The sequence below is a fragment of the Burkholderia sp. MSMB1835 genome, assembly GCF_001526365.1.
Lineage (GTDB): Bacteria > Pseudomonadota > Gammaproteobacteria > Burkholderiales > Burkholderiaceae > Burkholderia.
In genome coordinates this window covers 134,937-148,630 of the sequence record NZ_LOYP01000038.1, presented here as the reverse complement: position 1 = coordinate 148,630, position 13,694 = coordinate 134,937, and the positions used below count along the sequence as shown (strand labels likewise).

Sequence of the window (13,694 nt, the reverse complement as noted above, 5' to 3'; positions counted from 1 at the left end):
CGGAACGGTGGGCAACGCGGCAAGTGGCGCAGTCGGTACGGTGACGGGTGCTTTGGGTGGAGTGGGTGACCCGACCGGTGGGCTTGGTGGCGTGGTTGGCACGGTAACCGGCGCGCTGGGTGGCATCGGCGGCGGCGGGACGGGTGGCCTCGGTGGTGTTGTCGGCACGGTCGCGAATACGGCCACGGGTGCAGTCGGAACGCTGACTGGCGCACTGGGTGGTGTCGGCGGCGGAACCGGCGGTCTCGGCGGCGTCGTTGGCACGGTCGCGAACACGGCCACGGGTGCCGTCGGAACGTTGACCGGCGCACTGGGTGGTGCTGGCGGTGCGACCGGCGGTCTCGGCGGCATCGTTGGCACGGTCGGTAACACGGCCACGGGTGCAGTTGGAACTGTGACGGGCGCCCTGGGCGGTGCCGGCGGCACGACTGGCGGTCTCGGCGGCATCGTAGGCACGGTAGCCAACTCGGCAACTGGCGCAGCCGGAACGCTGGCCGGCGCAGCGGGCGGTCTCGGCGGCGTCGTAAGCGCGGTCGGCAACTCGGCAACTGGCGCAGTCGGGACGTTGGCCGGCGCAGTGGGCGGTGCCGGTGGCGCAACCGGCGGCCTCGGCGGCATCGTTGACACGGTAGCCAACACGGCAACCGGTGCAGTCGGGACGCTGGCCGGCGCAGCGGGTGGTGTCGGCGGTGCGACCGGCAGTCTCGGCGGCATCGTTGGCACGGTGGGCAATACGGCAACCGGCGCAGTCGGAACGTTGGCCGGCGCAGTGGGCGGCGCCGGCGGCGCGGCCGGCGGTCTCGGTGGCCTCGTGGGCACGGTCGCCAACGCGGGCACGGGCGTCGTCAACGCCGTCACCGGTGTCGCGGGCAACGGCGGCGCGCTGATCACGCCGATCACGAGCATCGTCGGCAATCTCGGCGGTTCGTTGCCGGTCGGCGCAGCCACCGGTGCGATCGGCGCAGCGTCCGGCGCGGTAACCGGCCTCGCCGGCAGCGGCACCGCGGCGATCGCACCGATCGCATCGACCGTCACGTCGCTGATCGGATCCGCCACGAGCGGCGCCGGCAACGTCGTCGGCTCGGGATCCGGTGCGCTCTCCGGCGCAACCGGTGCGGCGGGCTCGCTCGCGACGGTCACCACAGGCCTGGCGGGTTCGCTCGCGCACACCGTGACCGGCACCGCCGGCGCGGTCGCCGGGACCCTTCCGGCACTGAGTGTCGCGCTCAATGGCGGTACGGCAGCCGGTGCGGTCGGCGGTGTCACGAACGCCGCGGGGGCGCTCATCTCCGGCGGCGCGACGATCGCCAACGCGGCGGTGCAATCGGTCGGTTCGGCCGTCGGGTCGGTGGCCGGCGTCGTCCCCGCGCTGGCGGTTTCGCTGAACGGCAATTCCGCGCAAGGCGGAGGCAGTTCGTCGGGTGGCTTGCTGGCACCCGTGACGTCGCTCGTCACTTCGCTCACCGTTCCGGTGATCAAGAAGTAGGCGACGTCGATACCGCGGCCGCCGCATGCTCCGGGCGGCCGCGAATCTTCACACCTCAGGCGCGTCATCCACAACGCCGGCGGGACGACGAATCGTGTCGACTCGCGCGGCGTTGGCCGGTGACGCGCCATTTTGCGTTTCGGGGAGCCGTGGCGTCGGATGCCTCCATCTCGGGCTTCCCGATCTCCTCCTGCCTGCATCGGTTGGCCGCGCGTCGAAGGGAGCGATGTACGCTTCCGCCCTCGTCGAACGAGAAACGGCAACCGCGGGACCGACGTCACTTCGTTCATTCCCGACGCATACGCCGCACGCCGCAGCCGCAAACGTGTGGACACCGAACCATCAGTCCGGCGCCACCCCGGTCGATTCGCGCACGACCAGCTCGGGTGCGCCGATCGTATGCACGGCCGTGCCCGGCTCGATCCCGTCGATCATGTCGAGCGTCAGCACGATCGCCCGTGCGGCGATCTGCGCGGTCGGGAACCGTACGGTCGTGAGGGCGGGGCGGAACTGGTGAGCGAGCTGGATATCGGTCATGCCGACCACCGACAGATCGGCCGGCACGCGCAGGCCGAGATCGGCGGCGGCCTGCATCGCGCCGATCGCCATCAGATCGTTGGTCGCGAACAGCGCGGTGAGACCCGGCTGCTCGCGCAGCAGCGCGGCGGCGGCTTCGTAGCCGCCTTCGATCGAGTCGTGGGCCGACACGGTCGTCAGCGCATGTGCCGGATGGCCGCGCGCCGCGAGTTCGTCGGCGAAACCGCGCAGCCGCACCGACTGCGGCCCGCCCGAACCCTTGCCGACGAGCGCGCCGAACGCGCGATGCCGCAGACCGGACAGATGCGCGGCCGCCAGCGCGCCCGCCGCCGCGAAATCGACGGTCACGCACGGCAGCGTGCGCGACGCATGCACGTGTTCCCACATGCACAGCACGATCGATGCGCCGTGACGGGCGATGTCGGCGAGTTCCGCTTCGGCGAGATCGGTGTTCATCACGATCGCACCGGCCGCGAGCGTCCCCGCGATCCGCTCGAGGTAGTTGCGCGTGATCGCCGGATCGTCGTCGGTATTGGACACGAGCAGGTAATGGCCGCGCTTGCGCGCCTCGCGTTCGGCGGCCAGCACGAACTCCGGATAGAACGGGTTCGTGATGTTCGACAGCATCAGCGCGAGCGTCGACGTGCGGCCCTCCGCGAGCGCGCGCGCGGTCAGGTTCGGCCGATAACCGAGTTCGCGGATCGCGGCCATCACGCGCTCGACGGTCGCCGGCTTCACCTTCTGCGGATTGCGCAGCACGTTCGAGACGGTCGCCGCGGTGACGTTCGCGCGCCGCGCGACTTGCGCGAGCGTCACCATGCGCGGGCTCCGGCCGGCCGGGCAGCGCCGCGCGACGACAGTAAGGCGGGGAAGTGTCTGCTCATATTCTGGGAGTGCGTCCCACAAGTTGCACAGGGACGGCCGATACGCTAATTTCTCGACACATCAGAGGAAGGAGACGACATGGTACGGCGAACCGGGCGAATCGCGCCACAGAAATTTAAGCGTTTAAATTTTTCGGTCCGATGCGTGTGATCGGCGAAAGGAGAGCGCGATGACCGCCATTTCATTGAAGGATGTCTCGAAGCGCTACGGCGACCATGCGCCGGTGCTGCGCGACGTGAACCTCGAGATCGCGTCGCACGAATTCTGCGTGTTTCTCGGCCCGTCGGGCTGCGGAAAATCCACGCTGTTGCGGATGATCGCCGGGCTCGAGGACGTGACCGAGGGCGAGCTGCGGATCGGCGGCGCACGGATGAACGACACGCCGCCCGCGGAGCGCGGCGTCGCGATGGTGTTCCAGAGCTATGCGCTGTTTCCGCACATGACCGTGTTCGACAACATCGGTTTCGGACTGCGAATCGCCGGCACGCCGAAGGACGAGATCCGCCGCCGCGTGACCGAGGCCGCGCGCGTGCTGCAGCTCGAAGCGCTGCTCGATCGCAAGCCGAAGGCGTTGTCGGGCGGGCAGCGGCAGCGCGTCGCGATCGGCCGCGCGATCGTGCGCGAGCCGCGCGTGTTCCTGTTCGACGAGCCGCTGTCGAACCTCGACGCGACGCTGCGCGGCCAGACGCGTGTCGAAATCGCGCGGCTGCACGCGCGCTTCACGCAATCGAGTTCGGTCTACGTCACGCACGACCAGATCGAGGCGATGACGCTGGCCGACCGGATCGTGCTGCTGCATGCGGGTGACGACGTCGCGCGCTTCGGCAGCATCGCGCAGGCCGGTGCGCCGCTCGAGCTGTATCACCGGCCGGCCAACCGCTTCGTCGCGGGCTTCATCGGCTCGCCGCGGATGAACTTTCTGCCGGCGATCGTCGACGCGGGCGATGCGCACGGCTGCCGGCTGACGCTGGAAGGCTCCGGCGAAACGCTGACGCTGCACGATCGCCCGTTGCCGCGCCACGTCGGCCGCGGCGCGCGCGTGACGCTCGGGATCCGTCCCGAACACCTGACGATCGCGGCGTCCGGCGATGCCGGCTGGCCGTCGATCGTCCGCGACGTCGCGCTCGTCGAGCAGCTCGGCGAAGCCGCGTACGTGCATCTCGACCAGCCCGACGGCGTGCCGCTACTCGCGAAACTGCCCGGGCAGGCCGCGTTGCGGCGTGGCGAGCGCCATGCGTTCCGCATGCCGCCGTCGAGCTGTCACCTTTTCGACGAAGCCGGCATCGCATTGCCGGCCCTTCACGCCGAAGCGGCGTTCGCGTAACGGCGCAATGCCGAGCCGCCGCGTGCGACGCGGCATTCGACACACCAATACCAGGAGACAACGATGAGACTTCGTGCGAGCCGACTGCTGCTTGCCCTGACGACTGCCGCGGCGTGCGCCGCGGGCATGGCCGACGCGGGCACGCTGAAAGTGAACGTCGCCGCGCGCGGCAACCAGCGCGCGACGTGGCAGGCAGCGTTCGACCAGTTCCACAAGGCGAATCCGGATATCGACCTGAAGGTCAGCTACGTCGGCGAGGAGGCGTACAAGGTGCAGATGTCCGGGTGGCTCGCGACCGATCCGCCCGACGTACTGAGCTGGAACAACGGCGAACGGCTCGCGTATTTCGCGAAGCGCGGGCTGATCGAGGACCTGAGCGCGGACTGGCAGAAGAACGGCTGGAACGACACGTATGCGTCGGTCAAGCAGTCGTCGACCTATGGCGGCAAGCTCTACAGTTTGCCGCTCGGCTATGACGCGTACGGGTTGTTCTACCGCAAGGATCTGTTCGAGAAGGCCGGGATTCACGGCGAGCCGGCCGACTGGCCGCAGTTTCTCGACGCGTGCCGCAAGCTCAAGGCGGCCGGCATCGCGCCGATCGCGGTGGCTGCGCGCGATGCGTGGACGCTCGCCGCGTGGTTCGACTACCTCGACCTGCGGATCAACGGCTATGCGTTCCACCAGAAGCTGATGGCCGGCGACGTCGCCTATACCGATCCGCGCGTGCGGGCGGTGTACGCGGCATGGAAGAAGCTGATCGACGACAAGTATTTCATCGACAACGCGCTGTCCTACGACGTCGATTCGCTGAGCCCGCTGATCGTCAACGGCCAGGCCGCGATGACGCTGATGGGCACCTGGTATTCGGCAGGACTGCTGAGCGCGACGCGCAACCCGATCGGCTTCTTCCGCTTCCCGGCGATCGACGCATCGGTGCCGCTGGCGGAGGACGGCCCGGTCAACGTGCTGATCGTCCCCGCGAAGGCGCACAACAAGGCCGATGCACGACGCTTCCTCGCGTTCATGGGGCAACCGGCGGTGAGCGGCGAGTTCGCGAAGGGGATGGGGCAACTGCCGTCGAACAACAAGGCGCCGGAGCCGCAGGATCCGATCTCGAAGATCGGCTTCCGCACGCTCGCGACGACGCCGGGCGGAATCGCGCAGTTCTACGACCGCGACATGACGAAGGAAATGGCCGACGAGGGGATGAAGGCGATGCAGCAGTTCCTGTCCGATCCGACGCAGCTCGATGCGATCCTGCAGCGCCTCGAGCAGACCCGCAAGCGCATCTACCGCAAGTAATGCGCCGCGCGGCCGGGCCGGCGCGGCCGGTCCGGCGCTTCGTCGCCACCTTTAAGTTCGTTTCGTCGAAGGTCACCTCATGTCAACCAGCCTGTCAGAAAGCGCCGCGCGCCGCGATGCCGGCCCGCGGCGGCATGCGCGCGCGTCGCTCGCGCGACGGCGCAACCGCGCGGCCCTGTGGTTCGTGCTGCCGGGTTTCGCGCTCTTCACCGTGTTCGTGCTGTACCCGATCGTCAGCAGCATCTGGCTGAGCTTTCATCACTGGGATGGGATGACGCCGATGACGTTCGCCGGGCTCGACAACTATCGCGAGCTGCTGCAGTCCGACACGTTCTACGTCGCGCTGAAGAACAACGTGCTGTGGCTCGTGCTGTTTCTCGCCGCGCCGCCGCTCGGCCTCGCGCTCGCGCTGTACCTGAACCAGAACGTGTTCGGCATCCGGCTCGTGAAGTCGCTGTTCTTCGCGCCGTTCGTGCTGCCGGGCGTCGTGGTCGGGCTCGTGTTCTCGTGGTTCTACGATCCGACGTTCGGGTTGCTGAAGCTGATCGTCGGGCACGGGATCCCGGTGCTCGGCGATCCGCGCTATGCGACCTACGGCGTGATCGCCGCGGCGCTGTGGCCGCAGATTCCGTTCTGCATGATTCTCTACCTGACCGGGCTGACCGGCATCAACGGCGAGATCGTCGAGGCGGCGCGGATGGAAGGCGCGCGCGGCTTCACGCTGCTGTGGCACGTGATCCTGCCGCAATTGCGGCCCGCGACGTTCATGGCGGTCGTGCTGACCGTGATCGGCGCGCTGCGCAGCTTCGACCTGATCTCGGTGATGACGGGCGGCGGCCCGTTCGACAGCTCGACCGTGCTCGCGTATTTCATGGTCGATCAGGCGATCAAGTATTACCGCGAAGGCTATTCGGCCGCGATCGCGGTCGTGCTGTTCGCGATCATGCTCGTCTATATCGTGTGGCAGCTTCGCAAGCTGGTGCGCGTCGAGTCGTAAGGATGACCAACATGTATCCGATGCCCGTGTCCCGCTGGGGACGTCCCGCCCGTCTGCTGTACCGGCTGTCGCTGCCGTGTGCGCTCGTGCTGTGGCTCGTGCCGCTGCTCGCGGTGCTCGTCACGTCGATCCGCTCGACCGACGAGATCGCGGCCGGTCGTTACTGGGACTGGCCGAAGCAGTTCGCGCTGGTCGACAACTACGGCGCCGCGCTCACGCAGACGCCGATGCTGCATTACTTCGCGAACAGCATCCTGATCACGGTGCCGTCGGTCGTCGCGTCGATCCTGCTCGCGTCGCTTGCCGGACACGCGCTCGCGAACTACCGGTTCCGCGGCAATCTCGTGCTGCTCGGGCTGTTCGTGGCCGGCAACTTCGTGCCGATCCAGATTCTGATGATTCCGGTGCGCCAGATCATGCTCGGCGTCGGGCTCTACAACACCGTGTGGGCGCTCGTGCTGTTCCATACCGCGTTCCAGACCGGCTTCTGCACGCTGTTCCTGCGCAACTTCATCCGCGAGCTGCCGTTCGAGCTGATCGAGGCCGCGCGCGTCGAAGGCGCGTCCGAGTGGGCAATCTACTGGCGCGTCGTGTTGCCGCTCGTGCGGCCCGCGCTCGCGGCGCTCGCGATCCTCGTGTTCACGTTCGTGTGGAACGACTACTTCTGGGCGCTGTGCCTCACGCAAGGCGACGACGCGGCGCCGATCACCGTCGGCGTCGCCGCGCTCAAAGGGCAGTGGACGACGGCCTGGAACATCGTGTCGGCCGGCTCGGTGCTCGCCGCGCTGCCGTCGGTCGCGATGTTCTTCGCGATGCAGAAGCATTTCGTCGCGGGGCTCACGTTCGGCGCGACCAAGGGCTGATCCGTCCCATCCTCTTTCTTCAGCAAGGAATCCACGATGCATCTCGGCGTTTGTTACTACCCCGAACACTGGCCGCGCGAACAATGGGATCGCGATGCGCGGCGCATGGCCGAACTGGGCCTGACCCGCGTGCGGATCGCCGAATTCGCGTGGAGCCGGATGGAGCCGGAGCCGGGTCGCTACGACTGGGCGTGGCTCGACGACGCGATCGACACGCTCGCGCGCCGGCAGTTGAAGATCGTGCTCGGCACGCCGACCGCCGCGCCGCCGAAGTGGCTCGTCGATCGTCATCCGGAGATTCTGCCGGTGGGCGCGGACGGCGCGGTGTGGCAGTTCGGCTCGCGTCGCCATTACGACATCGCGAGCCCCGTGTATCGCGAGCACTGCGTGCGCATCGCCGACGCGATGGCGCGGCGCTACGGTGCACATCCGGCGGTGATCGCGTGGCAGACCGACAACGAACTCGGCTGCCACAACACGCTGCCCAGCTATACGCGGGCGGCGCTCGAAGGCTTTCGCGCGTGGCTCGCCGCGCGTTACGGCGATATCGGTGCGCTGAACCGCGCGTGGGGCAACGTGTTCTGGAGCATGGAGTATCGCGGCTTCGACGAGATCGAACTGCCGCGCCATACGCCGACCGACGCGAATCCCGCGCATCTGCTCGACTTCCGGCGCTATCAGTCGGACGCGGTCGCGCGCTTTCATGCCGCGCAGGTCGACGCGATCCGTCCGCACGCGCCGGGTCGCGACGTATTGCACAACTTCATGGGTTTTTTCGCCGAGTTCGACCACTACGCATTCGCACGCGGCGGGCTCGACGTCGCCGCGTGGGACAGCTATCCGGTGCCGCGTACCGAAGTGTTGCCGCTCGACGAAGCCGACAAGCGACGCTGGGCCCGCACCGGGCATCCGGACGTGTCGGGGTTCTCGCACGACCTGTATCGCGGGGTCGGCCACGGCCGGATGTGGGTGATGGAGCAACAGGCGGGGCCCGTCAACTGGGGGCCGTACAACCCGGTGCCGCACGCGGGCGCGGTGCGGCTGTGGACGTGGGAAGCGTTCGCGCACGGCGCGGAACTCGTGTCGTATTTCCGCTGGCGGCAGTATCCGCACGCGCAGGAGCAACTGCACTCGGGGCTCAACGCACCGGACGACCGGTTGTCGCCAGGCGGGCATGAAGTGGCGCGCGTCGCGCGCGAGATCGCCGCGCTGGATCCTGCGCTCGTCGTCGGCGAGCGCGAGACGGCCCGCGTCGCGCTGCTGTTCGACTACGAGGCCGACTGGATGATCCGGATCCAGCCGCACGGCGCCGATTTCGACTATCAGCAGCACGCGTTCGACTGGTATCGCGCGTTGCGCGAGCTGGGCCTCGACGTCGACATCGTTGCGGCCGATGCCGACGTGTCGCGTTATGCGTTCGTCGTCGCGCCGACGCTGCCGGTCGTGACGGAGCGCATCGTCGAGCAGGCCGCGAGCGGACGCGCGCACTGGCTGTTCGGGCCGCGCACGGGCTCGCGCACCGCGGAATTCGCAATCGCGCCGGGTCTCGCGCCGGGCAAGCTGCGCGACGTGCTGCCGGTGCGGATCGGCCAGGTCGAATCGCTGCGGCCGTCGCTCGCGCCGCGGGTGTCGTTCGACGGTGTCGACGGCCATGCGCTGAAATGGCGCGATCACATCGACATGGAATCGACGGCCGGCATCGACGTGCTCGCCGCATGCGACGACGGTGTGCCGGTGCTCGTGCGGCGCGGTGGCGTCACGATGGCGACGGCCTGTTTCGACCGAGCGCTGTTGCGCGCGATCGTTGCCCGCTGCGCACGCGATGCCGGCCTTTCGATGCGCGCGCTGCCGGACGGCGTGCGGTTGCGTCGACGCGGGCGCGTAACGTTCGCGTTCAACTACGGCGACGCGCCGTGCACGCTGCCCGCGCCGGACGGTGCGCGCTTCGTGCTAGGCGGCCGCGAACTCGGCGCGGTGGACGTTGCCGCGTGGGTCCAGCCGGACTGACGCGATGCAGTCGTTGCGGTCGCTGCGGTTGCATTTCGCGCGCCTGGCGGGGATCGCGCATTTCGTGCCGCTGTCCGCGGCGGCGCTGCTGCTCGGCGTCGCGATGTCGTTCACCGCGCCGTACCTGTCGCTGTTCGGCGTGGAAGCGGCAGGAATGTCGCCGCTGCTCGCGGGCGTGTTCATGACGCTGATCGCGGCGAGCGGGGTCGTCGCGAGCACGTGGGCCGGGCGTTGGTCGGATCGCCGCGACCGGCACCGGCCGCTGCTCGTCGTGTCGCTCGCGGCGGCCGCGCTGGGCTTCGCGCTGCTGTGCATGTTGCGGGCGCACGGGCCGGTGATCGCCGCCGGCACGATCCTGCTCGGCGCGGGCGCCGTGTCGCTGTCGCAGATCTTCTCGTTCGCGCGCGCGGTGCTGCCCGTCGCCGACGACGCGCAGCGCGAACTCGCGTCGGCCGCGCTGCGCACGATGCTGTCGATCGCATGGGTATTCGGTCCTGCGCTCGGCGCGCTGATCCTTGCGCAGACGGGTTTCACCGGACTCTTTCTCGCCGCTTCCGCCGGCTTCGTCGCATGCGCGGCGATCGTCGCGCGGATTCCGGAGCCCGTGCGGCGGCCCGCGGCGACGCATGCGCGCGCAGTCGATCGCACCGCGGCAGCGCCGGACGACACGACGGCGGCCGTCGTCGCGCCGCGCGCGCGCGTGCTGCGGACCCTCGTCGCGCTCACGCTGATGGGGCTCGCGGCGAACGCGACGATGATCGTGCTGCCGCTCTACATCGTGCGCGGACTCGGCGGCACGCCGACGAACGTATCGGCGGCGCTCGGCCTGGCCGCATTGCTCGAGATTCCGATGATGCTGTGGCTCGGCATCCGGTCGACGCGGCTCGACAAGGCGCGCTGGCTGACGGCGTGTGCGCTCGTGCATGCGGCGTATTTCATCGGGCTCGCGGCGGTGTCGCGGGTCGATGCGATCCTGCCGCTGCAGTTGCTGAGCGCATGCGTGGTCGCGATCACGTCGTGCCTCGGGATGACGCGCGTATGCGATCTGATGCCCACGCGCCCCGGCACCGCCACCGCGATGTTCTTCAGCACCGCGCGCGTCGGCTCGATCGCGTCGGGCGTGCTGTCGGGCGCGTGCGTCGACCTGTTCGGCTATCGCGCGACGTTCGCGGGCTGTTGCGGGCTCGCGCTCGTCGCGTTCGCGCTGCTCGCCCGGGATGCGCGCGGCGAGCGCGGCCGGGCCGGTGGCGCAAGCGGCACGAGCGGCACAAGCGACACGGCGGCGCCTGCGCGCCGCCGCTTCGATGCACCGCACTGACGCGCGATACGCCGGTGCGGCGATGCGGTCGGCCGTGCCGCGTCAGCGCTGGCGGTATGCGTCGAGCGACGACAGCGCGTGGCCGTGGAAGTCGAACAGTGTGTTGTTGTCCCACTGATCGCCCGCGCCGACCTTCCAGCCGACGCCCGGCGTCGGAATCCACTCCGGCTCCCACCAGAACACGCCGGCGCCGCGACGGCCCGGCACCCCCTTCACGATATCGACGACCGCCGCGAGGAATTGCGCCTGCCCGGCCGGCGACGGCGGGAACGCGGTCGAGCCCGTGTTCGTCATCGCGTTCGGCTCGGAGTCGCCGTCGCTGGTGGTCCACGGATACGCGGTCTCGACGACGATCAGTTCCTTGTCGTAGCGCACCGCGAGATCGTTCGCGTTGTTGCGCAGGTCGTCGAGCGCGCCTTGCCACTGCGGGTAATACGACAGGCCGATCACGTCGAACGCGACACCGCGTTGCGTCGCGCTGTCGAACCACCAGCGGCTTTTCGCGTTGTCGCCGCCGCTGTCGATGTGCAGCATCACCTTGATGCGCGGGTCGACGGCCTTCACCGCATCGCGGCCCGCCTTCAGCAACTGAGCGAGGTTGTCCCACTGGTCGTAGCGGCCGAGCGGCCACAGCATGCCGCCCGTGATCTCGTTGCCGATCTGCACCCACTCGGGCCGCACGCCGGCGCGCTGCAACTGGCGCAGCACGTCGGTCGTATAAGCCGACAGCAGCGCGCACGTCTCGGCGAGATTCTTGCCGGCCCACGCATGCGGCGGGTATTGCTTGCCGGGGTCGGCCCACCAGTCGCTGTAGTGGAAATCGATCAGGATGCGCATCCCGAGCGCGGCCGCGCGCCTGGCGAGCGCCACGACATGAGCCGCGTTGTTGTAGCCGGCCGGGGCGCTCTGGTTCGCGGGGAAGAAATCCGGATTGCCCGGATCGTTCCATACCTTGATGCGGATCGAGTCGACGCCGTGCGCGTGCAGGATCTTCAGGCAGTCGCGCGGGTGCCCGCGGTCGAAGTACTGCGCGCCGTGCGCCTCGAGTTCCGGCAGCGTCGACACGTCGGCGCCCATCGCGAACGGGGCCGTTCCCGCGGCACGCGTGACGGCCTGCGCGAAGGCCGGCAGCGGGCCGGCCAGGTCGAGACAGGCCAGCGCCGCGGTCGAAACGCTCCAGCTCAGCATCGATCGTCTGTTCATCGTCATCCTCCAGGTGAGGGGATCCCGTCGGGTGCGGGATCGCCGGCATCAAAATTTTAAGCGCTTAAATTTCGGCCCCTACGTGAGGCCGAATCGAGCGTAGCGCAACAGTTGCCGCCGACGCAAAGGACGCATGCGTTGCCTACTATCTGGTGATGCGCGGAGGCGTTCGCCTTCCCGGCGTCCCGCCGTGCGTACGAAACGGCCAGCGACGTACGTGAGGAATCCGGACGATACCGTTCGACCGTGCGGGGCGGGCGCACGCGCCGGCGCCGCGCTACGAGCGGTCGCGATTCCGTGCGCGCGTCGCGCCGGTGATGACCGCGATGCCGAACAGGATGACGGCCACGATCTCGATGATGTGCTGGGCGACGTGCAGCGTCATCAAACCCCAGACGACGCCGCCGATGAAAATGATCCATCCGACCAGGTAGATGAGCAGGGTCATCGCTTTTTCTCCTTGCAGTGTTGGCCCATGGCGCCGGTTGCCGGTCGTGAAAAAATTACCGGGCGTGCGGTGCGCGCGACGAGAACGCGCGATCCGGCAACACCGGAGCATCTTTCGCGCCCGGCCTCGCGGTTTCCGGCGGCATGTTCGGCGTGCAGTTTGCCGGCCGCTTCATTCGGATGCCGTGTCATGCGCGTGCAGCCCGAGCCGCGCCATCAGCCGCCTGGCGTCGAATGGCGCTTGCGTTTTCGTGTCGTTGTCGAAATAGCAGTACACGTCGCGCGTCGCCGCGCGCGGCGGTTGCAGCGCCGGTGCGGCGAGACGCGCATCGTCGGGCTGCGCGCCCCGGCTCCACGTGTCGATCCGGCGCGCCCATCGCTCGAGCGCCGCATCGGCGTATTCGCCCGAATACTTCGTTTCGGTGCCGTGCAGCCGCATGTACACGAACCGCGCGCTCAGATCCTCGAACTGAGGCCATGCCTCGGTCGAATCCGACACGACGAGCGCGACCTTGTGGCGGCGCAGCAGCTTCACGAACGCCGGATCCACGAAGCTGTCGTGCCGCACTTCCACCGCGTGACGCAACGCTCGCTTGCGGTCGATCTCCAGATATGGCGCCCGGACGTGCGAATCGTGCCGGCGGGCGAGCGCGAGCGCGGCTTCCGTATCGTGCGGCAGCAGGCTCAGGAAGCGCTCCATGTGGGCCGGGTCGAAACGCAGCGACGGCGGGAATTGCCACAGCAGCGGCCCGAGCTTCTCCTTCAGCGCGAACAGCCCCTGGGCGAAAAAATTCGCGCACGCGACCGTTGCGGTCTCGTCGCGAAAACGCAGGATGTGCGTGAGGTAGCGCGAACCCTTGACGCTGAACACGAACCCCGGCGGCGTTTCGGCATACCAGCGCCGCCAGCTGTCCGGCGCTTGCAGGCTGTAGTGCGTGCCGTTGATCTCGATCGTCTGCATCTGGCCCGCTGCATACCGCAGCTCGCCGGCCTGCTTCAGGTCGGCAGGGTAGAACGTCCCCCGCCAGCCCGGGTAGCGCCAGCCTGAAATGCCGATGTGGATCCTGCCGGATGTGCGTGTCACGTCGATGCCCGGCTGCGCCGGGTTCCTGATGCGGTTCGGGCGACGCGCAAGATGCGTGCCGCCGCCGTCGGTCCAATTCTTTTTTAAAGACCGCGCCACGTTCGGCCGGTATGATCGCTGCGCTCGCGAACGGCGCAATCGGTCGGTGCGCACCGATCTCCGCTTCACTGCGTTCGCCGGGCACGGCAATCACGACACCACCGGACGGACCGGGCAATACACGGTTCGTCGATCCGGCCGA

The 13,694-nt window shown here is 68.7% G+C and carries 10 protein-coding genes and 1 pseudogene; 7 read left to right on the top strand and 4 right to left on the bottom strand.

The genetic code is table 11. The features are described 5' to 3' along the window. A pseudogene (locus WS96_RS34065) lies at positions 1-1,486 on the top strand (beta strand repeat-containing protein); the annotation flags it as partial. 342 nt (positions 1,487-1,828) lie between these two features. On the opposite strand, the gene WS96_RS15965 reads toward WS96_RS34065, so the two are convergent. Continuing rightward, positions 1,829-2,842, bottom strand: coding sequence for a LacI family DNA-binding transcriptional regulator (locus tag WS96_RS15965; RefSeq protein WP_059833694.1), 1,014 nt, complete (start codon positions 2,840-2,842; stop codon positions 1,829-1,831). A gap of 235 nt (positions 2,843-3,077) precedes the next feature. Here WS96_RS15965 and WS96_RS15960 point away from each other — a divergent pair, with 235 nt between their 5' ends. The 6 genes from WS96_RS15960 to WS96_RS15935 all read left to right on the top strand — a co-directional run bounded on the left by WS96_RS15960 (position 3,078) and on the right by WS96_RS15935 (position 10,719). Continuing rightward, positions 3,078-4,232 carry an ABC transporter ATP-binding protein gene (locus tag WS96_RS15960; RefSeq protein ID WP_059833692.1) on the top strand — a complete coding sequence of 385 codons (1,155 nt, stop codon included), beginning with the start codon at positions 3,078-3,080 and terminating at the stop codon, positions 4,230-4,232. A gap of 63 nt (positions 4,233-4,295) precedes the next feature. Continuing rightward, positions 4,296-5,534, top strand: coding sequence for an ABC transporter substrate-binding protein (locus WS96_RS15955; protein ID WP_034209059.1), 1,239 nt, complete (start codon positions 4,296-4,298; stop codon positions 5,532-5,534). Positions 5,535-5,613: 79 nt separating this feature from the next. Next, the gene (locus tag WS96_RS15950) at positions 5,614-6,531 is read left to right on the top strand and encodes a carbohydrate ABC transporter permease (protein WP_034209060.1); all 918 of its coding nucleotides are present in this window, start codon (positions 5,614-5,616) and stop codon (positions 6,529-6,531) included. Positions 6,532-6,542: 11 nt separating this feature from the next. Beyond that, entirely contained in the window at positions 6,543-7,394 is an 852-nt protein-coding gene (locus WS96_RS15945; RefSeq protein ID WP_059833719.1) for a carbohydrate ABC transporter permease, read from the top strand. Between the two features lie 36 nt (positions 7,395-7,430). Next, positions 7,431-9,401 (top strand): beta-galactosidase, encoded by a 1,971-nt coding sequence (locus WS96_RS15940; protein WP_059833690.1) that lies wholly within the window; start codon positions 7,431-7,433, stop codon positions 9,399-9,401. A 4-nt stretch (positions 9,402-9,405) separates the two neighbouring features. Next, positions 9,406-10,719, top strand: coding sequence for a sugar efflux transporter (locus WS96_RS15935; protein ID WP_059833688.1), 1,314 nt, complete (start codon positions 9,406-9,408; stop codon positions 10,717-10,719). Between the two features lie 42 nt (positions 10,720-10,761). On the opposite strand, the gene WS96_RS15930 is transcribed toward WS96_RS15935, so the two are convergent. The 3 genes from WS96_RS15930 to WS96_RS15925 form a co-directional block, all read right to left on the bottom strand. Beyond that, on the bottom strand, positions 10,762-11,922 hold the full coding sequence (locus WS96_RS15930) for a glycoside hydrolase family 53 protein (protein WP_059833717.1): 1,161 nt from the start codon (positions 11,920-11,922) through the stop codon (positions 10,762-10,764). A 277-nt stretch (positions 11,923-12,199) separates the two neighbouring features. Beyond that, on the bottom strand, positions 12,200-12,370 hold the full coding sequence (locus WS96_RS34060) for a hypothetical protein (protein WP_179949065.1): 171 nt from the start codon (positions 12,368-12,370) through the stop codon (positions 12,200-12,202). 171 nt (positions 12,371-12,541) lie between these two features. Continuing rightward, the gene (locus WS96_RS15925; protein ID WP_059833686.1) at positions 12,542-13,453 is read right to left on the bottom strand and encodes a DUF72 domain-containing protein; all 912 of its coding nucleotides are present in this window, start codon (positions 13,451-13,453) and stop codon (positions 12,542-12,544) included. Between the last annotated feature and the right edge of the window lie 241 nt (positions 13,454-13,694).